The sequence below is a fragment of the Burkholderia sp. BE12 genome (genome assembly GCF_002959955.1).
GTDB lineage: Bacteria > Pseudomonadota > Gammaproteobacteria > Burkholderiales > Burkholderiaceae > Burkholderia.
Genome location: NZ_PREY01000001.1, coordinates 69,044 through 94,158 on the forward strand (window position 1 = coordinate 69,044; position 25,115 = coordinate 94,158).

Consider the following 25,115-nt stretch of genomic DNA (forward strand, 5'->3'; position numbering starts at 1 on the left):
ATCGGGTTATAAACGACGGCAGATTGAACGTTCCGTTACTTTCCGGATGAACAATGCAGAACCTTGACGCGCTGTTGATTTTTGCCCGTGTCGCCGAAATGGCGAGCTTCACGCGTGCCGCCGAGAGCCTCGGTATTCAGAAAGGACGCGTGTCCATGGTCGTTCGCGGACTCGAACGGGACATGGGCGTCGCGCTCCTGCATCGGACCACGAGGCGCGTGCAGCTCACCGAGGACGGCCGCGCGTTCTATGCCCGTGCAACCGACCTGCTCGCCGAAGTGCAGGAATTGCAGTCGATGTTTTCGGGGCGCGGCACATCGTTGCGCGGCAGGTTGCGCGTGGACATGCCCACGGAACTGGCGCGCAGTGTCGTGGTGCCGGCGCTGCCGCAACTGATGGCCGCGCATCCGGATCTGGAGTTGGAACTTTCCAGTACCGACCGGCGTGTCGATCTCGTTCGGGAAGGGTTCGATTGCGTGATCCGGCTGGGCCCGATCGCCGACGAGACGCTGATTGCCCGACCGCTCGGCAGGCTGCGCATGACGAATGCGGCGAGCCCCGACTATTTGGCCCGGCATGGCGTGCCGCACACGCTCGGCGATCTGCACAGCCAGGGGCACAAGATGATCCACTACACGCTGACGCTCGGCGCGCGGCATCCCGGATGGGAATACCCGGACGGCGACGGCTATGCGTGGCTACCGTTGCCGAGCGCGATGCAGGTCAACAGTGTCCAGACTTATCATGCAGCGGGGCTGGCGGGCATCGGGCTGATCCAGGCCGGCTATTCGGCGCTCGCGCATCACATCGAGAGCGGCGCGCTCGTGGAGGTGTTGCCGGCCTTGCGTCCCGAGCCGCTTGCCGCGTCGCTCGTCGTCGCGCATCGGCGCAATCTTTCGCCGCGCGTGCGGGCGTTCATGGACTGGATCGGGGGCGTATTACAGCCCTACCTGGATTAGCTGAGAGGGGAGCGGTTCGACGTGCTGGCGGATGCGGCCGTTTGCGTTATGCGAACTTGCCGAAATCCACGGCTTCCCGGACGAATTTTCCGGTCGACAGCAGCGCTTGTTCGATGTCCGCGACGATGGCCCGATTGTCGACCGGCGCGGTGACGCACCATCCCCAGATATCGTCGTCGATTTCATAGTGACCGCGCGCATACGCCCAATAGCTGAAATAGCGGTCCTGCGACGAGGCGGCCTGCGGGTCGTCGAGGCCGTCCGGATGTGTGAGCCGGACGGAATGCAGCGCATCGCGCAGGATCGCGGCGATATCCGGAAAGTCGGCTGCGCGATGGTCGTCGAGTACCTCGACCAGCAGATCGCTACCGTGATACACCGGCCGAACCCGGAATCGAATCAGGCTCGTCATCGCTCGTTTTTCCGTTGCGATCCCGGCACGATCAGCACCACCGGAACATCGTCCGCGGCGGGAGACAATAGCGTGCCTTTCAGCGGGCCGGCCGGCCCGGGTGCCTCGATATCCGTCTGCATCATGCGTGAAAGGCCCTCCTGATTCGTGTAGCGATGAACATCGGGCACGGCATCAGCGCGCCGCGTCCCGCGCCTCGTCGAGCAACCATTCCGCAAACGCCCGCACCGGCGCCGCGCTCAATTCGATCGGCTCGGGAAGCACGAGGCAAAAGTTTTTCGTAATCGCTTTGCCGTCCGGCCAGGGTGCGACCAGCCGCCCTTGTGCAAGCTCTGTCCCGATGTAAAGGCGCGGCACCAGCGCGACACCGAGGCCGGCCAGCGCGGCCTCGATCAGCATCGAATGGAGATCGTATCGCGGGCCGACCGCCGAATTGGTCAGCGCGATGCCGGTTTCCTGCGCATAGAGCTGCCACGCGTCCGGATTCTGCCGCCGGTGAAGGCGCGGCAGCGCATCGAGCGACGGATTCGCGCCGGCGCGTTCGATGAGCGCCGGACTGCAGACGGGCACGAGCACCTCCTCCAGCAGCGGATGCCGATGCATGCCGGCCCAGGCCGGATGTTCGAAATGAATGGCGGCGTCGAATCCGCTGCCGGCCAGCAGGAACGGCTCCATCCGTTCGGCGATGTGCACGGTGACGTTCGGATGGCGCTCCTGAAAGCGCTTCAGCCGCGGGATCAGCCAGCGGGTCGCGAAGGTCGGGATCGCGGCGATGTCGATGCTCGCGCCTTCGACGGGCTGCCCCATCAGATACAGGCTGTCCCGTTCCAGCCGATCCAGAATCTCGCGCACCTGCACCGCGTATCGCGTGCCGTTGGGGGCGAGCCGCACGCGATTGCCGACGCGCTCGAACAGCGTCACGCCGAGGAACGCCTCCAGCCGGCCGATCTGGCGACTGACGGCGCCCTCGGTGCGCGCCAGCTCGTCGGCGGCGCGGGCGAAGCTGCCGTGTCGGGCCGCCGCCTCGAAGGCCAGAAGCGCGGAATTGCTCGGGATCTTGCGTCGCATCGGGGTCTCGCCGGTCGGGTGCATTCGACGGTCAGCTTGATCAAATATCACTGAAGGCTGACTTTAAGTCGATATCTCTGCGAAAAACAGCAGATTAGCATTACGTCACTGCACTGAATATCCCGCATTCGAAGCACAGGATGCTCATTCGTCACGAAGGACGATCCGATGATCTATACCGTTGAATGCAGTTTCGCCGACGCAGCCAGCGAAGCCGAATGGAACGACTTCTACAGCGTCGACAAGCTGCCGGCCCTCATCTCGGTGACCGGCTTTCATACGTCGCAGCGCTTCAGGGCGATCAGCGGCGGCTGCCCCGTTTATCTGGCCATTCACACGATCGACGGCCTCGACGTGCTGACCGGCGATGAATATCGACGCAAAGGCGGCGGCAATTTCGCGCGGTGGCAGCAGCACATCACCGACTGGCACCGCAACCTCTACAGCGATATCGGTCGTGCGCCGGCGGTCCATGCCGACGAACTGCTCCTGCTGAGCGCCAGCGGGCCCGACTCGCTGATCGAACTGGGCCTGAAACCGCTGGCCATGCAGGCCGTTGCACTCGAGCAGTGTCCGGCGCGCCGCTGGCTTGCGGTACTCCCCCGGCGCGATGCCCCGCTCGTCGACGACGTGCCGGCCGGCCTCGACCTGTACGCACCGATGACGGCGCAACTGACGAAGAAGAGCAGCGATGCCTAACGTGACGTTCCATATCGATGCGGAACGCATGCCGCCTGACGAGCGCCTCGCCGAACTGTCCGGCGACTGCATCGAACTCTGTACGGATGTCCTTCAGGCAGAAGTCGGGAACGTCCACGTCATTTACGTGGCGGTTCGGCATGGGTGCGGGCATCCCGTTTTCGCGGAAATCCAGTATCGCGTGGCGTCGTTCCGGCCGCCCGCGGTCATGAACGCGTTCATGGAAGCGCTGGATCGCGCCATCGTTCGTCGCACGGGGCTGAAGGCGCGCATCCGTTGCTTCGGTCATGCCGCGCCGAACCTTCACGCCCGAAACTAGCCACCGCGGAGAAGCATGATGTCCAACGTTACGTTTCCCGGCCAGCGCGTCGGGGATTTCACGATCACCGCGATCAGCGACGGCTACCTCACGGCCAGCCTCGATTTCCTGTCGAATATTGACGTGACCGACGCTGCCGCGATGCAGCGTGCGGCCGGGCAGCAGGAGCCGTCCGCCGTGCATATCAACTGCTACGTGGTGCGCGGCGCGGGCCGCACGATTCTTATCGACGCCGGGGCCGGTGGCATCAGGCAATGGGGCGGCCGCCTGCAGGACAACTTACGACTGGCCGGCATCGATCCTGTCGCTATCGACACCGTTCTGCTCACGCACGCTCATCCCGATCATGTCGGCGGGCTGGTGAATGCCGACGGATACGTTGCGTTCCCGAATGCGGAACTGGTCGCGCATCGACGCGAGGTCGAATTCTGGCGGGACGACGGCAATCTGAGCCACGCCAGCGAGCGCGCTCGCGGCAATTTCCGGATCGCGCGTCAGGTATTCGACGCTTACAGCGACGCGCTCCGGACGTTCGATGAAGGCGAAGTGCTCCCCGGCATTGCTGCCATACCGCTACCGGGGCATACCGACGGACATACCGGATACCTGCTCGAATCCGGCGATCAGGGCCTGCTCGTGTGGGGCGATATCGTGCATTTTCCGCACATCCAGATCGAACGGCCGGACGTCGCGATTGCATTCGATCAGGACGCGTCGCAAGCGGCGAAGACGCGTTCGCGGCTGCTCGACCGCGTCAGCTCGGAAGGGCTGTTGATCGCCGGCATGCATCTGGGCGAATCCGGCTTCGCGCGCATCAGGCGAACGAACGGCGAATACGGCCTGTTTTACGAAACCGACACCTGAAGTGAGGCACGTCAACGTGCGTGGTCGATACCGTATGCCCGCTTTGCAAGCTGCCGTTCGAGGAGGACAATCCAGCCTGAAATCTCGTCGGAGGTCGCACGTCATGGCCCCATTCCAGCCCGATGGATGGCATACCGTCACGCCGCGGATCGTCGTGCCCGATCCGCGCAACCTGATCGCCTTCATCCGCACGGTGTTCGACGCGGAAGGCGAATTCCGTACCGGTTTGCCTGCCGAGATCCGGATCGGCGACTCCGTCGTGATGATCAGCGGCGCAGACGGCCTGCGCGATCCGATGCCGGCGTTTCTGTACGTGTATGTCCAGGACACCGATGCCACCTATCGACGGGCGCTCGCGGCGCAGGCGATTCCGCTGGAAGCGCCCGCCGACATGCCGTACGGCGACCGGCGGGCGATGGTGAAGGACGCGTGGGGAAACGTTTGGCAGATCGCCACGCACCAGCGCGACCCGTCGGCCGACGAGATTCGTTCGAGGCTCGGCGACGGCGAGTAGCCGCGCTGCTTTCGCCTCCCTCTGTCGCAATCGTCAAGATTCGCGTCGCGTGCGGATAAAAGCCGCCCGTTCCCCGCGCCGTTAACCCGTTCGCAGCCCCGCGCCTGGTATTGCGCCACGGCGCGCGTCGTTCGTGTTCCGGAATTCACTCCGCCGCTGGCCGTGCCCGGCCGGCTCAAGGGAACGTCATGCGAAAACAACTCACTATCCGTGGTGGACTCGTCGCGACCATCGCCGGCTATACCGTGCTGCTCGTGCTGGTGGTCGGCGCCTGCATCGCGGCCCTCTACGTCGGCAACGGCTCGCTCGAGGCGATGTACCGCGACGACACCGCGTCGCTGCTGCACCTGAAGACCAGCTCCGAGCGGATGCTGGTGCTGCGCGAACGCATGAGCGACGTCGCGCAGATCATCAGCGCCGGCCAGCCCGCGAAAGAGGAAGTCGCGCAACTTCATTCGCTGCTCAAGCAGAGCAACGACGAACTGGATGCGTACACGCGTCTGCACGTGCGCGACGCCGGCGAGCAGGCGCTGTTCGACACGCTGCAGAGCCGCCGGCGCGCGCTGCTCGACCGCGTGTTCCTGAAGGCGCTGTCGCAGCTCGACGGCGACGACGCATTCAACTTCCTCGACACGCAGCGCACCGCGCCGCCTGCATTGTTCGCCGCCTACCAGACGGCGATCGACGCGCTCGAATCGTTCCAGGTCACGCGCCAGAAGGCCCGCTACGATGCGGCCGGCATACATTTCCACCGGATCGTGTGGGGGATGGGGGCGGTCGCGGTGCTGGCGCTCGTCGTCGGGTTCCTGGCGCAGCGCGTGCTCGCGAAGGCGATCATCGAGCCGATCAATCTCGCGGTCGAGCAGTTCGAAAAAATCTCGAAAGGCGACCTGACCGGCGCCGTCGTCGTCCCGGGCGAGAATGAAATGGCGTATCTGCTCAATGCGCTGAAGCGGATGCAGGACGGCCTCGTCGATACCGTAAGCCAGGTGCGCGCGAGCACCGAGACGATCGTCGGCGACGTGCGCACGATCGCGAGCGGCAACGTCGACCTGTCCGCGCGTACCGAGCAGCAGGCCGTGTCGTTGCAGCAGGCGGCCGCGAGCGTCGAGCAACTGACGGCGGCCGTGCGCCAGAACGCGGACAACGCGCGCGACGCGCGCACGTATGTCGAGGGCGCGGCCGGCATCGCGTCGCGCGGCGGCGAAGCGATGCAACGCGTCGTCGAGACGATGTCGGAGATTTCGCACAGCTCCACGCGCATCTCCGGCATCGTCGGCGTGATCGAGAGCATTGCGTTTCAGACGAACATCCTCGCGTTGAACGCCGCGGTCGAAGCCGCGCGCGCGGGCGAGCAGGGGCGCGGGTTCGCGGTCGTCGCGACCGAGGTGCGCGGGCTCGCACAGCGCTGTGCGGCCGCGGCGAAGGAAATTCGCGACCTGATCGGCCATTCCGCGCGACGCGTGGAAGACGGCAGCGGCCTCGTCGACCGGGCCGGCTCGGCGATGGCCGAACTCGTCGCGGCGGTCGAGCGTGTGAACGCGATCATGGGCGAAACCAGCCAGGCATTCGACGAGCAGTCGTCGGGCATCGAGCAGGTGAATGCCGCGGTGATCCAGATGGAGCAGACGATGCAACGCAATGCCGCGCTGGTCGAGGAAGCGGCGGCCGCGGCGCTGTCGCTCGACGAACAGGGCGCGCGGCTGAGCGCGGCGGTCGCACAGTTCCGTCTGCGCGACGCGGCGCTCGCGTGACGTGCGGGCTTATTGCGGCGCGTCCGGCAACGCGTAGTCGAAGCGGTACGCGTGCTGGCCGTTGTCGATGTCGATGAGCATCGCGCCGGAGAGCCCGAGCAGTTCGTCCGTTCCGGAATCGGGCACGACCGTGATCGACTGCGTCGGCTGCCCGCGCGTCATCGTGGAGCTGTGCTGCAGGACGAAGCTGCCCTTGCGTCCACCGAGCACGCCTTCGACGGTTTCCATCGCCACGTAGCCGGCCGAACCCTGAACGCTGCTGCGAAACGCGAGCATTTCTCCGTGGCTGACGGCTTCCAGATCGCCGTGAAATTGCTTGTCCAGCGACATGCGGCCGAGCCCGCTGCTTTCCGCGACGTGACTCAGGGGTTCCGGATTCAGCTTCACTTCGAACGGACCGCTGGCCTGCAGTTTCATGACTGTTCTCCTCGTCGAATGGGAATCGGCACTATAAGCCAACGCCGTCGACGGCGGCCGGTCGCGGCGCGTCAATCGTCGCCGGATCGATAAAGCGCTTTCAACTGCGACAACTCGTCGATGAATCGATCCTTGAGCGCCTGCGGCCCGAGGATCCTCACCTGTGCGCCGTACCCCAATAGCTTGCGTGCACCGTGCTCGATCGATTCGATCGGCATCAGGAGCGCTTTCCATCCCGCCGGGACATCCGGGCTGCCCGCGTCCGGCGATACCGGTGCGGTTTCGATCCGCGCGTTGGCCAGCCAGGTTTCGGCGCGCGGCGACACGGCGATATGGGCGGTCAGCCGATAGAGATCGGCCTCGTACCGGCTCATCGCGTCACGCCAGTGCGCGGCGAGATCGAATCGCGCGGGGCGCCTGAAACGGCGGTGCGTCGCTTCGAGTTCGCGGATGTTCGCCAGCCGGAAGGTGAGCGCGCCGGCCTTGCCGGCCACCCGGGCAACCAGGTACCAGGCGCCGCCCTTGAGCACGAGGCCGAGCGGCTCGAGCGCGCGCCGGGACATGCCGCGCCAGCTTTGGTACTTCACGTCGATACGGTACGCACCCCACACCGCATCGGCGACTTCGCGCAGAAATTCCGGCGTTTCCTGCGCGCGGTACCAATCCACGGTATCGACATGCAGCCGGCTGGCGACGCGATCGGCCCGTTCGCGCGCGCCCGGCGGCAGGCTGGCGATCATCTTCAGCCGTGCCGAGGTTGCCATGCCGTCGAGGCCCAGTTCGCTCGCCGGGCCGGGCAGGCCCGCGAGAATCAGCGCATGCGCCTCGTGCTCGGTGAGCCCCGTGAGATCGGTGCTCCAGCCGTCGCGCAACTGAAAGCCGCCATTGCGGCCGCGATCGCCCCAGATCGGCACGCCGGCCGTCGACAATTGGTCGATATCGCGCAGGATCGTGCGCTCGGACACCTCCAGCGCTTCGGCCAGCGCCGGCGCGGTCATCCGGCCGCGCGCTTGCAGCATCATCATGATCGACAACAGGCGGCTCGCTTTCATACACGGCACGTTACCGCAAATACATGACATCGGGTGTCGTGTTTTCACGCTTATGCTTTGTGGCATCCCCGATCCGTTCCGTCGAAGCGAAGACACATCATGAAAATCATTTCAGGACCGCTGAGCATGTTCGGCGCCAAGGTCGAGATTGCGGCGCACGAGAAGGGCATCGATTTCGAGCTGGCGATGGCGCCGTTCAGCCAGCAACGCGGCTACGACCCCACGCATCCGGATGTATTGCGGATCAACCCGAGGCGCCAGGTGCCGGTGCTGATCGACGGCGCGCTGGAGATTTTCGATTCCACGCAGATCTTCGAGTACTTCGAGGACCTGCAGCCGGAACCTGCGTTGTGGCCGGCGCAACCGGCGGCACGCGCCGTTGCGCGTCAGCTCGAACATGGCAGCGACGAGATCTATTTTCCGCACATCGTCCGGCTGATGGGGCTTGAAGCAACGCCGGACGATCCGGCGGCACGGGCCGCGCGCGCCGAAGCGGCACGATACTATCGGCGCATGGAGCATGTGCTCGCGGATCGCGCATTTCTGGCGGATACCTATTCCTATGCCGATATCGCGTTCTACATGGCGCAGTTGTTTGGCGCGCGCAAGGGGGCGCCGATGACCGGAGAGACGCCCAACCTGCTCGCGTGGCGTGACCGGATGACGGCGCGTCCGGCGGTGCGGAAAGTGGCCGGTGCGATGGTCGCGTATCTGGCGTCGATCGGGGAAGCGGTGCCCGATTTTCTTTGCGAGCTCGATCGGCCACGCCCGCCAGCCCCATGATCGGGCGACGAAACGGCTGCGGCCATCGGGCCGCGCCGCCGCAGTCCGACATATTCCTCTACTCGTCGCCTTGACCTTGAAGTTGACTTGAAGCTTAGAGTGCTTGCTGACGGCGGCGAATCGGCAGGCTTCGGATCTCGCCTGCCACGGTCGATCATCGACGAGGGGCAACGGACATGGACAGGCGTTTTATACAGGTCGAATTCGGGCCGCACACGGTCGACGTGCCCGAGGGCGGGGGCTACGACCGGTCCCGGATGAAGCCAGTTGCTCGACGGGCTCGGCGCATCCACGATCATGCGTCTCGACGTGGTCGAGGATGCGCAACGGGTCCTGAATCTGCCGACGCCTTCAAGGGCCTTCGATGAACCCGGAAAGCCACGCTAACGATACGGATGCGTGCGACCTGCGCGCACGGAAGGAGTCGTCCATGCCCCAACCGACCTACGATCTCGTCGTATTTGGCGCCACCAGCTTTGTCGGGCAGATATTGGCACGCTATCTGTCCGACTATCTGTCGGCCGCCGGTACCGACGACACGCTGCGCTGGGCGATCGCGGGCCGGTCCGACGCGAAGCTCAGGCAGGTCAGGGATACGCTCGGCGCGGCCGGGCAATCCGTGCCGATCATCGTCGCCGATGCAGCCGACGAAACGCAGCTTCGGGCGCTGTGCGCGCAAACGCGGGTGGTCGTGTCCACCGTCGGCCCCTACGCGCTGTACGGAGAGCCGCTGGTCAGGGTCTGCGCGCAAACCGGCACCGACTACTGCGACCTCACCGGCGAGACGCAGTGGATCAGGCGGATGATCGACAAGTACGAGCCCGCGGCCCGGCAATCGGGCGCGCGCATCGTGCATTGCTGCGGCTTCGATTCGGTGCCGTCCGACATGGGTGTGTTCTTCCTGCAGCAAGAGGCGCGGCGGCAGTGGGGCGCGCCGGCCGCTCACGTGACGATGCGCGTCAAAACGCTGAAGGGCGGTGCGTCGGGCGGCACCGTGGCCAGCGTGATCAACGTCGTGCGCGAAGCGGCGGCCGATCCGGCATTGCGTCGGGAACTGCTCGATCCTTATTCGTTGTGTCCGCAACGGCATGGTTTCACGGTACGGCAGCATGCGGTTCGCTCCGCCGAATTCGATCGCGACTGCGATGCGTGGATCGCGCCGTTCGTGATGGCGGCGATCAACGAGCGCGTCGTCCACCGCTCCAATGCGCTGGCTGGCGATGCGTACGGCAGCCGCTTTACCTATGACGAAGCCGTGATGACGGGCGCGGGCCTGAAGGGGCGCATGATCGCGCTGACGATGGTGGCGGGCCTCGGCGCGTTCATGATCGGTGTCCTCATCGGGCCGGTGCGCGGCCTGATGCAGCGCTTCCTGCTGCCGAAGCCGGGCGAGGGGCCGAGCATCGACGCCCAACAGGCTGGCCGCTACGATTTGCGCTTCTTCGGCCGCGCCGACGACGGGCGAACCTTGCGCGTGAAAGTCACCGGCGATCGCGATCCCGGCTACGGCTCCACCGGCAAGATGCTCGGCCAGGCCGCGATCGGTCTCGCGCTCGATTGCAGCCGCGACGGCGTGAAGACCGGGCGCGGCGGCGGTTTCTGGACGCCCGCGACGATGTTCGACGAACGCTATATCGAGCGTCTGGTTCGCCATGCCGGGTTGCGTTTCGAGGTGATTCGAACGTAGTTCGCGCCAGCTATTCGAGCCGGGCGGGGGCGTCATGGATGCCCCGCCCGCCGGTACGCTCGCGGCCGCGCTTGCCCGCGCCCGTGCGGGCAGCCGTTTCGTCCAGAATCGTCGCGGCGAATTCGGCGGCCGCCGGCATCCGCGCGTCGTGCATCATCACGAATTCCATCTCCGGCAGTGCCGGCAAACCTTCGGGCAAGCCCAATTCGCGGAGCGTGTCGTCGATCGCGCTGCGCGGCACGGGCGCGATCGCGATGCCGGCCCGTGCGAAGGTCCGGATGCCTGTCACGCTCGGGCTTTCGCACGCGATCCGGTAGCGCATGCCGGCCAGCGCGAGCGCCTTGATGGCGGCGCCGCGGTACGGGCACGGATCGGGGAAGCACGCGAGCGGCACGTCGCCTTCCGGAAGCGGCTCGTGGCGCGCGAACGCCCAGACGAGCGGCTCGTGCGACAACGTCGCGCCGTGGCCCGAGTGCGAGCACCGGCTGCCGATCACGAGATCGAATTCGCCGTTGGCGTGCCGTCGAAACAGGCTGTCGCCGATGTCGACGGCCAGATCCATCCGCAGGCCGCGCCGCGCGGCGCCGTGGCGGCGCATCAGGTCCGCAAGCCAGCCGCCTGCAAAGTCCTCCGACACACCGATCCGCAGTTTGACGTCGACGGCGTCACCCGTTCCCAGCCGGGCTCGAGCTTCCTCGCTCAGATTGAGCATCGCGCGCGCGTAGCCGAGCAGCGTCTCGCCATGCGCGGTCAGCGTGACGCTGCGCGTGTTGCGCACGAGCAGCGCCTGCCCGACCTGTTCCTCGAGGCGAACGATCTGCGCGCTGACCGCGGACTGGCTGAGGTTCAGCCGCCGCCCGGCGCGGGTGAAGCTGCACACGTCGGCAACCGCCACGAAGGTATGAAGCAGCGACGTGTCGAGAGGAGGATTCATTCATCACCAATCCGGGTTAATTCGATCAATTAATATCGTTTCCGGATTATAGGCTGCCTGGATAGGCTGTGAAGCGCGGTGGGCGAGCGCGCATTGGGCGCGCCGTCGTCACCCTTGGCAAGGACCGGCGCCATGACACGCGTTCTCTATATCGAAGGCTCACCCAACAAGGCCTATTCGGCGTCCATCGAGGTGTGCGATGCATTTCTCGACGCGTACCGGCATGCCCATCCCGATCACGAGATTCGGAAGCTCGATATCTGGGATCTGCCGATGCCCGAATTCGACGGCGCCGCGCTGGCCGCGAAATATGCCGGGCTGAGCGGCACGGCGTTGACGCCGGAGCAGGCGGCGGCGTGGCGGCAGATCGAACGGCTCGCGGCGCCGTTCCACGAAGCGGACAAGTTCCTGTTCGGCGTGCCGCTGTGGAATTTCAGCATTCCGTACAAGCTCAAGCACCTGATCGACGTGATCTCGCAGAAGGATGTGTTGTTCACGTTCGACGCAGCGGGTTTTACCGGCAAGCTGGCGGGGAAAAAGGCGGCGGTGGTCTATGCTCGCGGGCTCGCCTACCAGTCGCCGGGGTCGTTTACGCCGGCCGCCGAGTTCGATCTGCAGCGCCCGTACATGGAAACGTGGCTCAAGTTCGTGGGCGTGACGGACGTCGCCGGGATCGTCGTCGAGCGCACGTTGTTCGGTGCGGACGGGAAGGTCGATCGGAGCCGCGCGATCGACGAGGCACGGGCGACGGCGCGCGCGTTCTGAGGCCGCCGCGCCATTAAGCGTCAGCGCCCGCCGTGTGCGATGGCGAGCGCGACGCCGAAGCCCACCAGCAGGCATCCGAACGTGCGATCGATCCAGTGCCGTAGCGACAGCAGGCGATCGTGGACCGCCGTGGCCGAGAAACAGAGCGCCACGAGGCTGAACCAGCCGGCATGGGCGGCCGCGATGAACACGCCGTAGCCGATCTGCACGATCAACGGCGTGTCGGGCCGGACTGCCTGCATGAACAGGCTGACGATGAACACCGTGGTTTTGGGATTCAGCGCATTGGTCAGGAAGCCCGTGCGTAACGCGGCGAGATCGGACAGCGGCGCCACGGCGGTATCGGCTTGCACGCCGCCGGCTTTCGCCATGAGCATCTTTGCGCCGAGGTAGATCAGGTAGATCGCGCCGATCAGCTTGACGGTATCGAAGAGCCACGGCGACTTGCCCCGGACCATATTGTCGCTGATGGAACAAACGCTACCTCGAATCGAAATAAAGAATGAATGGACTTCCCGACGCTTGCTCATGCCGGCCAGCGAATGGAGAATGCATCGATCGACGCACGCCCTGCAAGCAGGATGCCGAATTGCCGGGCGAACGTTCGAGGCTGATTGCCCTGGCTCGACGTTGCAGCGGCCGGCAGGATGTCGACCGGCTTTTACCGAAAAATCGCGCGGGATGGCACGCGCGTCGCCAACGGAATGCCGATGCGTGCTTTATCGCTGCAACGAATGAGCGCCGGTGAAGTCGCCGTCATTCTTCATCTTTTTGACACGGCTTTTAACGACGCACGGGCAAACCAGGGCGACGCCAGGCTGCAGCGAATATTTCCCGTTGCCTTTAAATCCGCATCCTTTACCCGAAGAGCAATGACGAGGCGAAGCCGTGCAACTTCAAACCGGTAATTTATTCGACGTCGAAGGGCGGCGCGGCGGCGACGAGCGAATCGACATGCTCGTCACGGGCCCGCGCGTGAACGTCGAGCGAATCGTATCGATGGGGCATGCGAGCCCGGACGGGTTCTGGTATGACGACCCGCGGGCCGAATGGGTTGTGCTGCTGTCCGGCGCGGCCGTGCTTGAATTCGAAGAGAATGCGACGCGGCTCGATATGCGCGCCGGAGATTACGTGCTGATCGAGCCGCATTGCCGTCATCGTGTCGCATGGACGCATGACGACGTGCAAACCGTCTGGCTTGCCATCTATTACGAACGCTGAAGAAAGGATTGGCGTGCGGCACGATCGGTGGACTGACCGATGCGCGACACGCCGATCGGGCAAAACCTCGTCAACCGGAGCGGCTTTGAAATACCGCCGGTATCGATGCCCCAATCAATGCCCAAATTGCCGGCCAGCGTGTTGAATCACGCGCCGGGCCATGCGGGAATCTTATTCCTGGATCAGGAATCGATTGCGATTCTTCGCATCCTTGATCCATGCGGGCGCGCGACCGCGGCCCGACCAGGTCGCCCCGGACTTCGGATCGCGATACTTTGCCTGCACGGGAGCGCCCGCCTGTTTGGCCGGCCGACCGCGGCGCGTACCGAAAATGTCTTTTTCGGTAATGCCGTATTCCGCGACTTTGGTGCGGATGTCGTCGACGATCGCCTGGAATTCAGCGGCACGCGCTGCTTCGGCTTTCTCGGCCAAAGCATCCATTTGAGCTTTCAGTTCCTTGTAAGTTGCCATATATCACTCTTCAGGTTGTGTCCATACATGATAGCGGTTTCAATCGGAAATGACGAAGAAAATTGCTCCGACTACGAATTCCATTGCCGATATGGCAATGCACGACTGCTTCGAACACCTGAGAAGTGGTTTGTCTGGATCGTTTGCGTCCGATCTTCTCATGCGGGACAAGCTTTGGAGACTCAATTATTCTTTATCTTTTTTCAGAGGGATTGGGGAATTCACTGATGAACAGGGATGACAAACTGAAACAGGTCGCAGCCGAATTCGGATTCGATCCAGACGAAACGATCAGGATCGGCGGAAAGTACACGCCCGTCCTGGTCGACGGAAGAACCGCCTACGTCGCCGGCCAGGTTCCGCGAATCGGGGAAGTCGTGCATTTCGTCGGCATCGTGGGCGAATCCGTTTCACTGAATGACGGCCGCCGCGCGGCCGGCATTTCCGCACTGCGCGCGCTGGCGCTGATCCGCAAGCAGTGCGGCACGCTCGATGCGATCGCGACGGTGCCGCGCATGACCGTGTACGTGCGAAGCGCGCCCGGCTTCACGATGCAGAGCGAGGTGGCCGACGGCGCGTCGGACGTGTTGTACGCGGTGCTCGGCGACGCCGGCGTCCATACGCGTTCGTCGGTCGGCGTGCTGCAATTGCCGAAGGGCGCATCGGTCGAAGCCGATTTCATTTTCGGGCTGAATCGCAGCGGCGCCACTGCCTGACCCAGAATGGCCGCGTGGGCGGACGGGCCGCGTTGCGTCGATCACCGCGCCGTCCGCGAACGGGCCGCTTCGGGCGTCATCCCGGTCCATTCATTGAAGGCACGGAAGAACGAATTCGGATCCTGGTAGCCGAGCAGGAAGGCGATCTGACCGTAGGGCAGGGCCGAGCGATCGAGGTAGTGCCACGCGAGCTTCTCGCGAACTTCGGCCAGCAAGGTTTTGAAGTTCGCGCCTTCGTCGCCGAGTCGCCGCTGCAAGGTCCGCTTGCTGATCGCAAGCGTTTGCGCGACGCCGTCCGCGGTGGCGAGCCCGCCCGGAATCAATTCGAGTAGCGCCGCGCGCACGCGCTCGACGATGCCGGCCTCGGCCGACAGCGCATCGAGGCGGCGGCGCAGGTCGGGCTCGAAGATCTTCCACATCGCATGGTTCGCGGTCACGAACGGACGCCGCGCATCCTGCAGCGCGATGCTCACGGAAGGCGCATCGCCGTACCGCGGCGTCACGCCGAAAAAGTGCGCATAGCCGGGATCGAGGCCGACGTCGCACGGCAGCGTGACGGCGTGCGCCGGCAGCTCGGTGCGGGTCGCCAGGCGCGCGAGTTTCACGAAGAAGCCGAGTTCGGCCGCGACCAGCATGCCGGGCGGCGGCACGTCGCGCTCCAGGAAGTCGACGGCGAGGGTGAGCGCGTCGGCCTCGTGCGACACGTGCAACCGGATCGGGCCGATCAGCGGCTTGAACTGGCCGATGCGCCGGATCGCGATCTCCAGGTTCGGGCTGCACAACGCGGCGAACAGCGGCGGATCGAAGGTTTCGACGGAGAGCAGATCGAGGATGCGCAGCGCGACGGCCGGCGCATTCGTCATGTCTTCCATCGCACGCCACAGGCGGAAGTATTCGCGGGTCGTCAGCCCGTTCTCCGGCCGCGCGAACAGATCGGCGGGCAACCGCGCGCGCCGCAGCAGTTCGTCGACGCGCAGGCCGAGGTCGACCATCACGACCCGCCAGCCCGGCGAAATCGCGAAGCGGTTCATCGCCGCAATTGCCCGGTTTCGACGAGCTGCTGAAAGAAGTCGTTCATCGACTCGGCGAGCGGGCGATAGCGGATGCCCAGCTCGTTGCGGCTGCGGCTGTTGTCCGCGCGCCAGGGCAGGCCGACGTTGCGCGCGATCACGCGGCGCGTCACGCTCTTGTTCGCGAGCGGGCCGACCAGCCACACCAGCCACTTCGGCAGGATGCGTCGCGGTATCGGATAGTCGGCGCCATACCGTTCCAGCAGCGTGGCGGCTATCGCCGGCAGGTTCGTGTCGTGCGCCGATACGATGTAGCGGCCACTGGCGCTCGGCAGAAACGCCGCGCGCAAATGCGCGTCGGCCACGTCGCGGACATCCACCGCGCCGATGCCGAGATCCGGCACGCCGGCCTTCATCGCGCCGTTGCCCATCTGCCGCACGATCTCGAAGCTTTCCGACGTCGCGTACGGATTGATGCCGGGCCCGATCACGAGCGACGGATTGATGGTGACGAGATCCCAGCGTTGCTGCTGGCGGGCGATCCGCCACGCTTCGCGCTCGGCGACCGTCTTCGAATACGAATAGGGTTGATGGGCCAGCGACGAACTGGTGTTCCAGATTGCTTCGGTGAACCTACCGTCGGGCGTCGCGGCGAGATCGGCGTTGTCGCCGTAGATCGCCGCGCAACTGCTGGTCAGCACGACGCGCCGCACCGACGGTGTGCGATTGGCCGTCTCGAGTACGTTGCGCGTGCCGAGCAGCGCCGGATCGACCAGCTCCTTCTGCGGATCGCGAACGGTGACCGTGAATGGCGACGCGGTATGGAACACGATCCCGCAACCCGCCATCGCGTCCTCGTACGACCCGGGTTCGAGCAGGTCGGCGCGGAAGTAGCGGATCGTGCCGGGCTTGCCGGCCGCGATGCGCTGGAGATGCCTGAGCTTGTCCGGGCTGTCGGGGTCGCGAACGGCTGCATGGACCGTCAGGCCGGCCTCGAGCAGCCGTTGCACGAGCCAGCCCGCGACGTATCCGGTTGCGCCGGTCACCATGACGGGCAGGTCGGTATCGATATTCATGGACGGGATTCCGTGGCGGAGAGGATGCGCCATGATGCCGCCTTTTGCGCGCCACTTCACTCGCAAAGCGCGCCAATCGACATGCAGGGGACGACAGGCGACGCGATGCCGGCCGCGTGCGGCGATGCTCGGGATCGCTGACGGATCCGGATACGGCGACCGCACCGCGCGCCGGTTTGCCGGCGGCCATTGACGCGTCGCGCCGTGTCCGATTACGCTCCTCTCCGATCTCATTCCGGGGACGATCGATGAACGACGACGCGACAGAACGGGTGATCGAACTCGCCCGGCACGTAATCGGCTACATGCAATCCGCTTTTCCCGGCTGGCGCGAAGTTTACGTGTGCTTCAGCGCACCGGGCGACGCGCAGTACGGCGTGCGTGCGTCCTATGCGACGGCGACCGGCGTCGAGCTGGTTTCGACCATGGAGCATCGGGATTTGATCGGCGGGATCATGCGCATCGGGCCGCAACTGCGCGACGCGCTCGCGAACGACGGCAGGAAATTCCGCGCCGCGCTGTTTCGCGCCAATGCCCGGTTTTCCTATCGAATGGATTACGACTGGAACGACGCCGCACGCTGGAACATCACGAAGCTCCGCGGCGCATCCGGCCGCCCGGAGGGGCTGGAGGCGCTGGAGCCGCTGGACTGACGGATGCGGCCGGTTGCACGCGCACCGGCAACGAACGCAAAACCGCGTTATCACTTTGACGAATGGCCGACGATACGGACGCGATCGAAGGCAGGAGAGCCGCCATGCCGAAAGCAAAAAAGAAGCTGCTGCCGAAGGACTTCGACGCGCTGCTCGACGAAGGCGACGTTGCGAAGCTTCAGGCGGTGTTCGACACCTGCGACGTGAATGCACGCGGCGGGCCGAGCAAGCGGACCGCGCTGTCGTTCGACCGGTGTCCCGACGATCTCGCGCGCTGGCTCGTCGCGCACGGCGCGGATATCGGCGCGGCCGATGCGTACGGCAACACGGCATTGCACGCGCGGGTGCAATGCCGGCGCAGCCGCTTCGACGTGCTGCTCGAACTCGGCGCGGACGTTCACGACGACGGTGCGTCGATCGGCACGCCCCTGCATGCGGCGGCCGACTCGCGTCATGCATCGTCCGCGCGCCTGCTGCTCGAGCACGGCGCGCGCGTCGATGCATTGAACCGGGACGGACAGACCCCGCTCGAGCGCGCATTGCGCACCTGCGGCAACGCGGATCTCGAGCACATGGTGGCGCTCGCCGACGTGCTGCTCGACGCAGGTGCGGCGAAGACGCCGCAAATGCAGGCCAGCGTCGCCGAAATCGGGGAGCGTTTCGAGTTCATGCGCGAGCGCTACAACCCGCAGGAGGTCGATGCGGCGAGCGCTGCGCTGGACCGGCTCTACACGCTGTTCGACGTGCCTCCGGCGCCGCGTCGTCGGCTGCACGACGGCCGGTCGCCGATCGTCGTCGCGGCCGGAACCTGGCAGCAACAGCATCAGGCGTTGTGGACGCAACTGGTGCCGGGAACGGGGCACGCGGCGACGGTGCAGGGCGAACTCATCCGGATCTCGGGCCGCATCGCGCATGAACTCGACCACAACGGCGGCTGCAACTGGGACGCCGATTTCAGGAAGATGGCCGATGCGTTCGCGGCGATCGTGCGCACCGGCACGTCGCTGCCGGCGGCCGATTTGTCAGACATGGAGGCCGTCGTGCAGGACGTCAAGCGGCAATCCGGCGACCCGGCGCAACTGTGCCGGCTCGCGGTGGCGTGGGTACGCCTGAACCCCGATCCGCTCGAACTCGCGCCGCCGCCCTATCGCCGGTAGCGCGCGGCAGCGTCACCGCGCAGCGCCGGCCGGCCACCCCATGCCGGCCGTTTCGGCGCCTCGTCGTTTCCGGACGTCATCACCCGGCCCATATCGGCCGGCATCCCCACTTTTGGGGATGCCGTCGCCGGGCCGTACGCCTACGATGGACGACGAGGCACCGGGACCGGATGTCGCCAGAACACTCGAACAGGTCCGTCGTTCCTTCGTCGATCTCTGTGCGCGCTCGCACACTTGATTGACACGGTCGTCGCGTACGCTGATGCGCAACGTGTGCGGTGCGTCGTCGGCGCCGCGGACGATGGCGCGTTGATGACGGAAGGCCTTACGTCGTATTTCGGGGAATTTCAATCAATATGCTCGCACGAGACTATGTGGAACGTGAGCTCTCTCACATCCAGAGAATGGTGGCGCTGCTGGACAGCGAGACGGACGTCGACGATGTGTCGATGTCGGGCGCGGGGCGCGTCCGGCATCCGAGATACTGGCGCGGGCGTATCGAGGCGCTGCTGTCGACCCCCGACGTGCCGCGCCACGTCAGAAAGCTGAGCGAAACGGTGCTCGCGAAGATCGACGAGATGGAAGTGCGGTTCGCGACGATGAAGTAAGTGCATCGTCGGGCCGGGCAGCGAAACGCGTTTCATCGCATCGTCGGCCGCGTCCCTTTATCCGGATGCCGTCACGTCGATCGGCGCTGCGCAGGCCGTCTGCTGCGTCGACACGGATGACGCCGCCATGTCGAAAACGGCCATTACGTCTGACGAGAAACGGTATTGAACGTGGTATTTCGATCAAACCTGCATCGGCAATTTGAACAATGAGGCCGATTGAGTAAGATGCCCGAACGGCGTTCGACACAAACGCACGGCGCGGGGTGGCCAGATGCAGATGAACGGGTGGGTTCCGTCGGCATGGATCGATGACGTCTACGCTGCGGCGCTGGGCGACCAACGATGGGAAACGGTGCTGGACGGGCTGCGTCTGTCGGTCGGCGTACGCATGGCCATCCTGCTGTCGTTCGACGATGCCGCCAGGCTGCCGGCGATCGAGCAGGTGGCCGGCGACGATCCGTCCTGGGTCGCCGCGTGCCTCCACCGCTACAACACCGAGTTCCACCTGTACGACCCGGTCGTGCCGGTTGCCGCGGACTGGCCCGTCGGGCGCTGGTTCGAGGACGTGAAGCACCTGTCGGTGCGGCAGCGCACACATGGCGTGTTCTATCGGGAATTCATGCAGCCGTTCGGGCTCGGCGGCATCTCGGGCCTGTACATTCATCGCGGCGACGGCGCGGGCGCTTTTCTCAGCGTACAGAGCGGCCCCGAATCGCAAGGGCTGTCCCATGAGCAGCGTCGCACCATCGAAATCATGGGCGCGCACATCAGCCGCGCGCTGCGCATCCACGCGCGCATCGGCGAGCTCGAAGCGCGCGTGGCCGCCGCGGAATCGGCGCTCGATGCGGTGCCGGTGCCGGTGTTCCTGCTCGGCGCGCAGCGCGAACTGCGCTATACGAACCGCGCGGCCGATCAGCTGATCGCCGCCGAACCGGCGCTGCGGATCGTGAGCGGCCGTTTCGCACCGGAAGGCTGCGTCGACGATGCGCAATGGCGTCATGCATTCGCATGCGGCGGGCTGTTGCTGCGTCGTGCGACGGGCGAACCGCTGCCGCTTGCGCTGATTCCCGTTCCCGAACAGTCGCGCCTCGCGCGCGAACGGCCCGGGGTCGCGGCGCTGATGACGGCCGCCGACCTGCGTGCGCCGTCGGCGCGCGCGCAGCGCTTGCGGGTGTTCTACGGGCTGTCGTCGGCGGAAGCCGATCTCGCGGTGCTGCTGTGCTGCGACGGGCGTTCGCCGCAGGAATGCGCGGCGCTGCGCGGCGTGTCGATCGGCACGGTCCGCGCGCAGATCAAGTCGATCTACACGAAAACGGACGTGGCGCGCGCAGCCCAACTGACGTCGCTGGTCATGCAGACCTGAGCGATCGATGCGCGCCGGTGCGGCGGCGTTTTTACTATCCGCCGCCGATTCCCTGCAGTATCCGGCCGGTCCCGCCGCAGACGGTGCAGGGCTGGCCTTCCACCCTGCCGGTGCCGCGGCAGACGCGGCACGTGTCCTCGCCGATGCCCGGCGCATTTGCCGGGCCTTCGTCGCCGTCATTCGCCGGGGTAGCGGGGTCGGGGGTCGCCGATGGCTTCGTGGTCGACATCACGGGCTCCTTTCGCGTTGCACGTCGTCGTGGTGAGCATCGCGCGTGCCTGGCGGGCGGCACGCGCGACGACGACGGGTTTCCCGCGCGTTACAGCGCCGGCGCCCACGTCGACCCGAACGGGTTCGACTGGTCGATGCCCGGGAAGTCGACGAACGCCTTGCTGCAGTCGAGCACGCTGGCCGGATCGATCGCATGGACCGCGGCGCCGTCGACGACCACCCGGTTCGCGGTCGACGGGAACACCGGCAGGTTCACGTTGCGCAGCGTGAGGTTCGCGTCGGATGCGATCGTCGCGATGCCGTCGGGCGTGTCGGCCACCACGTTGGTCAGCGACATCGCGAGCGGGAACGCCGGCTCGCCGTAACCGCCGGTGTTCGCCTCGAACCCCTGCAGCTTCACGCCGGCCGCGCCCTCGATCACCACGTTCGCAAGCGAGATGTCGTGGAAGTTCGGGTACAGCGGGCCGCTCGCGGGTACGGCCTTCGTGCTGTAGTACGGCGTGAACAGCAGCGCGTTCTTCGCATCGCGGATGCAGATGTTCGCGTAGCGGATGTTGCTCACTTCGCCGCCGCGCGCATAGTCGGACTTGATGCGCAGCCCTTCCTCCGAATCGCGAAACGAATTGTCGTACACCTGAACGTTGGTCACGCCGCCGTTGGTCTCGCTGCCGATCGAGATGCCGTGCCCCCAGTAGATGTGGTTGTGCGCGATCGCGACGCCCCATTTGCGGTCGGCGCGCACGTCGCGATTGCCGTCGATGCCGAACAGCCCCGAGCCGGCGGGCGCCGGGTTGTTGCTGCCCTTGAGTGCGATGTCGTCGTCGCCGGTGCTCACGTAGTTGTAGGCGAACACGAAGTTCTTCAGGTAGCCGTCGAACGAGATCGCGGCGGCGGACGTCGTCGTGCTGCCGGTCGACAGCGCCACCGACGTCGGCTTCGCCGCGGAGCCCGGGTCGAACGCGTCGGTGTTCTTCACGTTGTCCGCGTTGAACGTCTGGCCGTTGTACAGCGGGTTGCCGTTGCCGGCCGGGTTCGCGAATGCGGCGAGCGTCGGCGTCTGCACCTTCACGTTCCAGATCGTCAGCCCGTCGACGCCACTCGGCACCACGTGGAAATTCGGGCTGTTGTTCAGCGTGATGCGATACAGCGTGAGGTTCTTCGCGTAGTTGAACACCATCAGCCGGAAATTCGACTGCGAGCCGAAGCCGGTCGTGCCGTTCTGCACCATGTTGCCGAGATACGCGAGATCCCACCACGTCATGTTGCGCACCGTCGATTTCGAATCGACGACGGTGCCGCCGTCGTCGCACGCGGTGCCGTCGGGCGCCACGGTGCCGCTCTTGTAGGCCGCGTAGGTGTTCGAGCAGGTCAGGTCGACCTTCATCAGCGGGTATTTCGCATCGGACGTGACGAGCTCCGCGTAGCCGCGCCCGTCGATCCGGCCGTCGCCGACCACCGCGGCGTTGACGAGGTTGGCGCCGGCGATCAGCGCGGCGCAGTTCGACGAGCTGCCGGCTTTCGTCGCACTGACGGCCGTATTGCCGCAGTACGGGCCGGCGGCGTTCGGCGAATACGCCTTCACGTCGCGCGACGCATACAGTGTGACGCCCTTGTCGATCCACAGCGTGACGCCGGACGGCAGCGTCAGCGGCCCGCTGATGAAGCCGTTGCCGGGCCCCGCGTGATTGACGACGAGCCGCACGGCGAACTTGCTCGCGCGGTATTTCGGCTTCGCGAGCTCCTCGCCGGACGCGCCGGCGATGTTCACGTTCGGCACGGCAGCCGTCTTCTGCGCGGCGGTGGCCGCGGCGTCCGCCGCCGCGATCGTCGCGCCGACTTCGGCGTCGACCGCCGCGCCGCACGCGTCGAGCGTGGCCTGGATGCGCGCCTGGTCGGGGTTGGCCGTCGCGGCCGACACGGCCTTGCCGACGCCGGCCGTCGACGGGTCGGCCTCCGGCGGCAGCGAGCCGTCGGGGCGGCTCACGAGCGTATTGGCGGCTTCGAGCGTGCTGCATACCTGCGTATCGGCGGGCAGCGCCGGTTCGGCCGGCAGGTTCGGGTCGACGGTCGTCGTGCCGACCTGGAACACGGCGGGGGCGGGCGGCGCGGTGGACGCCACGCCGCCGCCGGTGCTCGAATCGTCGCCGCCGCACGCGGTGAGCGCCGCGGCGGTGGCGAGCAAGGCGGCGAGCAGGCCGAGCGCGCGCGGGCGCCGGTTCGGCCGGGAAACGGGGATGGTCATGACGGAGATCTCCTGAAGAGGCATCGGCTGCGCGATGTCGGGTTGGTATCGGGTCGTTCGGCGGTGCGGGTCCCCCGGCGCGAGCGGACGGGTGGTGGACGAACTGCCGGCAAGGCTGAAACGGGCGGCCGCGGCCGTCGGCGCGGGTCGTCGGGCCGGGCGCTGCAGGCGCGAATCGCGTCGCGCGGGATGCGGGCCGCCGCATGCTCGTGGCATCGCGACGGGCTGATGGTATTGTGATCAGTCATCCTACAACGACCGCAAACGAAGCGAAAGAAGACCGTCGGATGTCGGGAAACCGTCTCATCGGCGTCCGATTCGCAGGGCGACCCATTTCCGGAAAACGTTTCGCGAAAAAGCGTGGAAACAGAGAATGCGATTCCCCGTTCCCCGCCAAAAGCCCCTGATGGCGGCAGTTATAGGGGTATGCACCAAGTGAGTTAAACGGTTAACCGACGTACATTTGCCCAACACGTCATACGACGTATGACTCTGCGATTCGAGGAAGCGCATCGGCGATGCACGCGCGGGCCGACGGATCGCCGCACAACAACGATCGACCATCAAGGAGACTCACCATGAAGCACCGATTCACCGGCTCCCGTACCGCCCTGGCCGTCGCACTGATGGCCGGCTTCGCGATGTCCGCGCAGGCGCGCGTGTTCCGCTCGGCGGACGTGCACGGCGACAACTTCCCGACCAACATGGCCGTGAAGTTCATGGGCGACGAGTTGTCGAAGCAGACGGGCGGCAAGGATTCGATCAAGGTGTTCGGCAACAGCGCGCTCGGCTCCGAGAAGGACACGGTCGATCAGGTGCGGATCGGCGCGATCGACATGGCGCGCGTGAACGGCGCGTCGTTCAACGAGATCGTGCCGGAATCGCTGATCCCGTCGTTCCCGTTCCTGTTCCGCGACGTCGACCATTTCCGCAAGGCGATGTACGGCCCGGCCGGCCAGAAGATCCTCGACGCGTTCACCGCGAAGGGGATGATCGCGCTGACGTTCTACGAGAGCGGCGCGCGTTCGATCTACGCGAAGCGCCCGGTGCGCTCGCCGGCGGACATGAAGGGGCTGAAGGTGCGCGTGCAACCGTCCGACCTGATGGTCGACGAGATCCGGGCGATGGGCGGCACGCCGACGCCGATGCCGTTCGCCGAGGTGTATACGGGCCTGAAGACGGGCCTCGTCGATGCGGCGGAAAACAACCTGCCGTCGTACGAGGAAACCAAGCATTACGAAGTCGCGCCCGATTACTCGGAGACGCAGCACGCGATGACGCCGGAAGTGCTGGTGTTCTCGAAGAAGATCTGGGACACGCTGTCGCCGCAGGAGCAGGCGGCGATCAGGAAGGCGGCGGCCGATTCGGTGCCGTACTACCAGAAGCTGTGGACCGCGCGCGAGGCGTCCGCGCAGCAGATGGTGACGAAGGGCGGCGCGAAGATCCTGCCGGCCGCGCAGATCGACCGCGCGGCGTTCGTGAAGGCGATGCAGCCGCTGTGGACCAAGTATGAAAAGACGCCGCAGATGAAGCAGATCGTCGACGAGATCGAGGCCACCAAGTGACGCGTCGTACTTCCCTGAACGGTGCGGCGGCCGCGGGCTCGCCGGCCGGCGCACCGGACGGCGCGGCGCCGGCGCGGCCGCACGCCGCGCCGCTGTTGCGCTGCGTGAACGACGTGCTGTTCCGCGTGCTGGCCGTGATCGCGTCGGCGTGCCTCGCGGTGCTCACGGTGCTGGTGTTCTACGCGGTCGTGATGCGCTACGTGTTCGAGAACGCGCCGGATTTCGTCGAGCCGATCGCGCTGTTGCTCGTGATCGTGATCGCGATGTTCGGCGCGGCGATGAAGGTGCGCGACGGCGGCCATATCGGCCTCGATTCGCTGGTGCGCCGGCTGTCGCCGAAGGCGCGCACGGTCGTCATCGCGATCCAGCATCTGAGCCTGATCGCGTTCGCGATCATGATCATGATCGGCTGCGGCAGCATGGCCGCCGAGACGATGGGCGACCGCATCCCGATCATCGGGCTGCCCGAAGGCGTGCGTTACCTGATCACGATGCCCGCGGCGGTGGCGATCATCTTCTTCTCGCTCGAGCACCTGCTCGCGCTTCGTCGTTCTTCGTCGGGACAATAACGC

The 25,115-nt window shown here is 65.8% G+C and carries 30 protein-coding genes and 1 pseudogene; 19 read left to right on the forward strand and 12 right to left on the reverse strand.

Features of this window, described 5'->3' with window-relative positions; translation table 11 throughout:
- Window positions 1–53 precede the first annotated feature (53 nt).
- The gene (locus C4B30_RS00340; RefSeq protein ID WP_027786406.1) at window positions 54–959 is read left to right on the forward strand and encodes a LysR family transcriptional regulator; all 906 of its coding nucleotides are present in this window, start codon (window positions 54–56) and stop codon (window positions 957–959) included.
- A 46-nt stretch (window positions 960–1,005) separates the two neighbouring features.
- Here the strand turns inward: C4B30_RS00340 and C4B30_RS00345 are convergent, their stop codons facing one another.
- Genes C4B30_RS00345 through C4B30_RS00355 form a run of 3 tightly spaced genes read right to left on the reverse strand, consistent with a single transcriptional unit; the run spans window position 1,006 to window position 2,439 of the window.
- Window positions 1,006–1,371 carry a hypothetical protein gene (locus tag C4B30_RS00345; RefSeq protein WP_027786407.1) on the reverse strand — a complete coding sequence of 122 codons (366 nt, stop codon included), beginning with the start codon at window positions 1,369–1,371 and terminating at the stop codon, window positions 1,006–1,008.
- Window positions 1,368–1,496 carry a hypothetical protein gene (locus C4B30_RS36030; RefSeq protein WP_256980743.1) on the reverse strand — a complete coding sequence of 43 codons (129 nt, stop codon included), beginning with the start codon at window positions 1,494–1,496 and terminating at the stop codon, window positions 1,368–1,370. The genes C4B30_RS00345 and C4B30_RS36030 overlap by 4 nt, the downstream gene beginning before the upstream one ends.
- 49 nt (window positions 1,497–1,545) lie before the next feature.
- A complete protein-coding gene (locus tag C4B30_RS00355) occupies window positions 1,546–2,439 on the reverse strand; it encodes a LysR substrate-binding domain-containing protein (protein ID WP_027786408.1) in 894 nt (297 codons plus the stop codon).
- 168 nt (window positions 2,440–2,607) lie between these two features.
- Between C4B30_RS00355 and C4B30_RS00360 the strand changes: the two genes are divergently transcribed.
- The 5 genes from C4B30_RS00360 to C4B30_RS00385 all read left to right on the forward strand — a co-directional run bounded on the left by C4B30_RS00360 (window position 2,608) and on the right by C4B30_RS00385 (window position 6,589).
- On the forward strand, window positions 2,608–3,138 hold the full coding sequence (locus C4B30_RS00360) for a hypothetical protein (protein WP_027786409.1): 531 nt from the start codon (window positions 2,608–2,610) through the stop codon (window positions 3,136–3,138).
- Entirely contained in the window at window positions 3,131–3,457 is a 327-nt protein-coding gene (locus C4B30_RS00365; RefSeq protein ID WP_027786410.1) for a hypothetical protein, read from the forward strand. Before C4B30_RS00360 ends, C4B30_RS00365 begins: the two co-directional genes overlap by 8 nt.
- Window positions 3,458–3,475: 18 nt before the next feature.
- On the forward strand, window positions 3,476–4,321 hold the full coding sequence (locus tag C4B30_RS00370; RefSeq protein WP_027786411.1) for an MBL fold metallo-hydrolase: 846 nt from the start codon (window positions 3,476–3,478) through the stop codon (window positions 4,319–4,321).
- Window positions 4,322–4,355: 34 nt separating this feature from the next.
- The gene (locus C4B30_RS35760) at window positions 4,356–4,835 is read left to right on the forward strand and encodes a VOC family protein (protein WP_227789473.1); all 480 of its coding nucleotides are present in this window, start codon (window positions 4,356–4,358) and stop codon (window positions 4,833–4,835) included.
- 188 nt (window positions 4,836–5,023) lie between these two features.
- Entirely contained in the window at window positions 5,024–6,589 is a 1,566-nt protein-coding gene (locus tag C4B30_RS00385) for a methyl-accepting chemotaxis protein (RefSeq protein WP_027786413.1), read from the forward strand.
- A 9-nt stretch (window positions 6,590–6,598) separates the two neighbouring features.
- Here C4B30_RS00385 and C4B30_RS00390 read toward each other — a convergent pair whose 3' ends face one another.
- Window positions 6,599–7,006: a DUF3224 domain-containing protein gene (locus C4B30_RS00390; protein ID WP_027786414.1), complete on the reverse strand. Its 408-nt coding sequence runs from the start codon at window positions 7,004–7,006 to the stop codon at window positions 6,599–6,601.
- A 71-nt stretch (window positions 7,007–7,077) separates the two neighbouring features.
- Window positions 7,078–8,106 (reverse strand): helix-turn-helix transcriptional regulator, encoded by a 1,029-nt coding sequence (locus C4B30_RS00395; RefSeq protein ID WP_234015366.1) that lies wholly within the window; start codon window positions 8,104–8,106, stop codon window positions 7,078–7,080.
- 51 nt (window positions 8,107–8,157) lie between these two features.
- On the opposite strand from C4B30_RS00395, the gene C4B30_RS00400 reads away from it, so the two are divergent.
- The 3 genes and pseudogenes from C4B30_RS00400 to C4B30_RS00410 all read left to right on the forward strand — a co-directional run bounded on the left by C4B30_RS00400 (window position 8,158) and on the right by C4B30_RS00410 (window position 10,528).
- Entirely contained in the window at window positions 8,158–8,841 is a 684-nt protein-coding gene (locus C4B30_RS00400) for a glutathione S-transferase family protein (RefSeq protein ID WP_027786416.1), read from the forward strand.
- A 261-nt stretch (window positions 8,842–9,102) separates the two neighbouring features.
- A pseudogene (locus C4B30_RS35765) lies at window positions 9,103–9,228 on the forward strand (acetoacetate decarboxylase); the annotation flags it as partial.
- Window positions 9,229–9,271: 43 nt separating this feature from the next.
- Window positions 9,272–10,528 (forward strand): saccharopine dehydrogenase family protein, encoded by a 1,257-nt coding sequence (locus C4B30_RS00410; protein ID WP_027786417.1) that lies wholly within the window; start codon window positions 9,272–9,274, stop codon window positions 10,526–10,528.
- Between the two features lie 10 nt (window positions 10,529–10,538).
- Here the strand turns inward: C4B30_RS00410 and C4B30_RS00415 are convergent, their stop codons facing one another.
- A complete protein-coding gene (locus C4B30_RS00415) occupies window positions 10,539–11,462 on the reverse strand; it encodes a LysR substrate-binding domain-containing protein (protein WP_051421439.1) in 924 nt (307 codons plus the stop codon).
- 132 nt (window positions 11,463–11,594) lie between these two features.
- Between C4B30_RS00415 and C4B30_RS00420 the strand changes: the two genes are divergently transcribed.
- A complete protein-coding gene (locus C4B30_RS00420; RefSeq protein ID WP_027786418.1) occupies window positions 11,595–12,227 on the forward strand; it encodes an FMN-dependent NADH-azoreductase in 633 nt (210 codons plus the stop codon).
- Window positions 12,228–12,247: 20 nt separating this feature from the next.
- On the opposite strand, the gene C4B30_RS00425 is transcribed toward C4B30_RS00420, so the two are convergent.
- A complete protein-coding gene (locus C4B30_RS00425; protein ID WP_080681421.1) occupies window positions 12,248–12,757 on the reverse strand; it encodes a LysE family translocator in 510 nt (169 codons plus the stop codon).
- 84 nt (window positions 12,758–12,841) lie between these two features.
- On the opposite strand from C4B30_RS00425, the gene C4B30_RS35100 reads away from it, so the two are divergent.
- Window positions 12,842–13,135, forward strand: a complete 294-nt coding sequence (locus tag C4B30_RS35100; protein WP_155257385.1) for a hypothetical protein — start codon at window positions 12,842–12,844, stop codon at window positions 13,133–13,135.
- A complete protein-coding gene (locus C4B30_RS00430) occupies window positions 13,116–13,448 on the forward strand; it encodes a cupin domain-containing protein (RefSeq protein ID WP_027786419.1) in 333 nt (110 codons plus the stop codon). Before C4B30_RS35100 ends, C4B30_RS00430 begins: the two co-directional genes overlap by 20 nt.
- A 171-nt stretch (window positions 13,449–13,619) precedes the next feature.
- Here the strand turns inward: C4B30_RS00430 and C4B30_RS00435 are convergent, their stop codons facing one another.
- The gene (locus tag C4B30_RS00435) at window positions 13,620–13,919 is read right to left on the reverse strand and encodes an H-NS histone family protein (RefSeq protein WP_027786420.1); all 300 of its coding nucleotides are present in this window, start codon (window positions 13,917–13,919) and stop codon (window positions 13,620–13,622) included.
- A 227-nt stretch (window positions 13,920–14,146) separates the two neighbouring features.
- Between C4B30_RS00435 and C4B30_RS00440 the strand changes: the two genes are divergently transcribed.
- Window positions 14,147–14,635 (forward strand): RidA family protein, encoded by a 489-nt coding sequence (locus C4B30_RS00440; protein WP_027786421.1) that lies wholly within the window; start codon window positions 14,147–14,149, stop codon window positions 14,633–14,635.
- A 41-nt stretch (window positions 14,636–14,676) separates the two neighbouring features.
- Here the strand turns inward: C4B30_RS00440 and C4B30_RS00445 are convergent, their stop codons facing one another.
- Window positions 14,677–15,666 (reverse strand): AraC family transcriptional regulator, encoded by a 990-nt coding sequence (locus tag C4B30_RS00445; RefSeq protein ID WP_027786422.1) that lies wholly within the window; start codon window positions 15,664–15,666, stop codon window positions 14,677–14,679.
- Window positions 15,663–16,721 (reverse strand): NAD-dependent epimerase/dehydratase family protein, encoded by a 1,059-nt coding sequence (locus C4B30_RS00450; RefSeq protein WP_027786423.1) that lies wholly within the window; start codon window positions 16,719–16,721, stop codon window positions 15,663–15,665. The genes C4B30_RS00445 and C4B30_RS00450 overlap by 4 nt, the downstream gene beginning before the upstream one ends.
- A gap of 248 nt (window positions 16,722–16,969) precedes the next feature.
- Here C4B30_RS00450 and C4B30_RS35545 point away from each other — a divergent pair, with 248 nt between their 5' ends.
- From C4B30_RS35545 to C4B30_RS00470, 4 genes are all read left to right on the forward strand, one after another.
- A complete protein-coding gene (locus tag C4B30_RS35545) occupies window positions 16,970–17,374 on the forward strand; it encodes a hypothetical protein (protein ID WP_175888567.1) in 405 nt (134 codons plus the stop codon).
- A 104-nt stretch (window positions 17,375–17,478) separates the two neighbouring features.
- Complete coding sequence (locus tag C4B30_RS00460) at window positions 17,479–18,531, forward strand: ankyrin repeat domain-containing protein (protein WP_027786424.1); 1,053 nt, start codon at window positions 17,479–17,481, stop codon at window positions 18,529–18,531.
- A gap of 356 nt (window positions 18,532–18,887) precedes the next feature.
- On the forward strand, window positions 18,888–19,139 hold the full coding sequence (locus tag C4B30_RS00465; protein ID WP_027786425.1) for a hypothetical protein: 252 nt from the start codon (window positions 18,888–18,890) through the stop codon (window positions 19,137–19,139).
- A 280-nt stretch (window positions 19,140–19,419) separates the two neighbouring features.
- On the forward strand, window positions 19,420–20,505 hold the full coding sequence (locus C4B30_RS00470) for a helix-turn-helix transcriptional regulator (protein WP_227789472.1): 1,086 nt from the start codon (window positions 19,420–19,422) through the stop codon (window positions 20,503–20,505).
- A 34-nt stretch (window positions 20,506–20,539) separates the two neighbouring features.
- Here C4B30_RS00470 and C4B30_RS35770 read toward each other — a convergent pair whose 3' ends face one another.
- Window positions 20,540–20,734 carry a hypothetical protein gene (locus tag C4B30_RS35770; protein ID WP_080681422.1) on the reverse strand — a complete coding sequence of 65 codons (195 nt, stop codon included), beginning with the start codon at window positions 20,732–20,734 and terminating at the stop codon, window positions 20,540–20,542.
- A 90-nt stretch (window positions 20,735–20,824) separates the two neighbouring features.
- Window positions 20,825–22,978, reverse strand: coding sequence for a glycoside hydrolase family 28 protein (locus C4B30_RS00480; protein WP_027786427.1), 2,154 nt, complete (start codon window positions 22,976–22,978; stop codon window positions 20,825–20,827).
- Window positions 22,979–23,556: 578 nt separating this feature from the next.
- On the opposite strand from C4B30_RS00480, the gene C4B30_RS00485 reads away from it, so the two are divergent.
- Both C4B30_RS00485 and C4B30_RS00490 read left to right on the forward strand, forming a co-directional pair.
- A complete protein-coding gene (locus tag C4B30_RS00485) occupies window positions 23,557–24,543 on the forward strand; it encodes a TRAP transporter substrate-binding protein (RefSeq protein ID WP_027786428.1) in 987 nt (328 codons plus the stop codon).
- The gene (locus C4B30_RS00490) at window positions 24,540–25,112 is read left to right on the forward strand and encodes a TRAP transporter small permease (RefSeq protein WP_027786429.1); all 573 of its coding nucleotides are present in this window, start codon (window positions 24,540–24,542) and stop codon (window positions 25,110–25,112) included. The genes C4B30_RS00485 and C4B30_RS00490 overlap by 4 nt, the downstream gene beginning before the upstream one ends.
- Window positions 25,113–25,115 lie beyond the last annotated feature (3 nt).

Coding starts and splice junctions, on each gene's coding strand:
- C4B30_RS00390 (WP_027786414.1), bottom strand. CDS start 7,006: ATGAAACTGCAGGCCAGCGGTCCGTTCGAAGTGAAGCTGAATCCGGAA.
- C4B30_RS00365 (WP_027786410.1), top strand. CDS start 3,131: ATGCCTAACGTGACGTTCCATATCGATGCGGAACGCATGCCGCCTGAC.
- C4B30_RS00340 (WP_027786406.1), top strand. CDS start 54: ATGCAGAACCTTGACGCGCTGTTGATTTTTGCCCGTGTCGCCGAAATG.
- C4B30_RS00410 (WP_027786417.1), top strand. CDS start 9,272: ATGCCCCAACCGACCTACGATCTCGTCGTATTTGGCGCCACCAGCTTT.
- C4B30_RS00400 (WP_027786416.1), top strand. CDS start 8,158: ATGAAAATCATTTCAGGACCGCTGAGCATGTTCGGCGCCAAGGTCGAG.
- C4B30_RS00370 (WP_027786411.1), top strand. CDS start 3,476: ATGTCCAACGTTACGTTTCCCGGCCAGCGCGTCGGGGATTTCACGATC.
- C4B30_RS00460 (WP_027786424.1), top strand. CDS start 17,479: ATGCCGAAAGCAAAAAAGAAGCTGCTGCCGAAGGACTTCGACGCGCTG.
- C4B30_RS00385 (WP_027786413.1), top strand. CDS start 5,024: ATGCGAAAACAACTCACTATCCGTGGTGGACTCGTCGCGACCATCGCC.
- C4B30_RS00480 (WP_027786427.1), bottom strand. CDS start 22,978: ATGACCATCCCCGTTTCCCGGCCGAACCGGCGCCCGCGCGCGCTCGGC.
- C4B30_RS00435 (WP_027786420.1), bottom strand. CDS start 13,919: ATGGCAACTTACAAGGAACTGAAAGCTCAAATGGATGCTTTGGCCGAG.
- C4B30_RS00345 (WP_027786407.1), bottom strand. CDS start 1,371: ATGACGAGCCTGATTCGATTCCGGGTTCGGCCGGTGTATCACGGTAGC.
- C4B30_RS00485 (WP_027786428.1), top strand. CDS start 23,557: ATGAAGCACCGATTCACCGGCTCCCGTACCGCCCTGGCCGTCGCACTG.
- C4B30_RS00440 (WP_027786421.1), top strand. CDS start 14,147: ATGAACAGGGATGACAAACTGAAACAGGTCGCAGCCGAATTCGGATTC.
- C4B30_RS00355 (WP_027786408.1), bottom strand. CDS start 2,439: ATGCGACGCAAGATCCCGAGCAATTCCGCGCTTCTGGCCTTCGAGGCG.
- C4B30_RS35760 (WP_227789473.1), top strand. CDS start 4,356: ATGCCCGCTTTGCAAGCTGCCGTTCGAGGAGGACAATCCAGCCTGAAA.
- C4B30_RS35770 (WP_080681422.1), bottom strand. CDS start 20,734: ATGTCGACCACGAAGCCATCGGCGACCCCCGACCCCGCTACCCCGGCG.
- C4B30_RS00450 (WP_027786423.1), bottom strand. CDS start 16,721: ATGAATATCGATACCGACCTGCCCGTCATGGTGACCGGCGCAACCGGA.
- C4B30_RS00415 (WP_051421439.1), bottom strand. CDS start 11,462: ATGAATCCTCCTCTCGACACGTCGCTGCTTCATACCTTCGTGGCGGTT.
- C4B30_RS00420 (WP_027786418.1), top strand. CDS start 11,595: ATGACACGCGTTCTCTATATCGAAGGCTCACCCAACAAGGCCTATTCG.
- C4B30_RS00445 (WP_027786422.1), bottom strand. CDS start 15,666: ATGAACCGCTTCGCGATTTCGCCGGGCTGGCGGGTCGTGATGGTCGAC.
- C4B30_RS00470 (WP_227789472.1), top strand. CDS start 19,420: ATGAACGGGTGGGTTCCGTCGGCATGGATCGATGACGTCTACGCTGCG.
- C4B30_RS00465 (WP_027786425.1), top strand. CDS start 18,888: ATGCTCGCACGAGACTATGTGGAACGTGAGCTCTCTCACATCCAGAGA.
- C4B30_RS36030 (WP_256980743.1), bottom strand. CDS start 1,496: ATGATGCAGACGGATATCGAGGCACCCGGGCCGGCCGGCCCGCTGAAA.
- C4B30_RS00360 (WP_027786409.1), top strand. CDS start 2,608: ATGATCTATACCGTTGAATGCAGTTTCGCCGACGCAGCCAGCGAAGCC.
- C4B30_RS35545 (WP_175888567.1), top strand. CDS start 16,970: ATGAACGACGACGCGACAGAACGGGTGATCGAACTCGCCCGGCACGTA.
- C4B30_RS00425 (WP_080681421.1), bottom strand. CDS start 12,757: ATGAGCAAGCGTCGGGAAGTCCATTCATTCTTTATTTCGATTCGAGGT.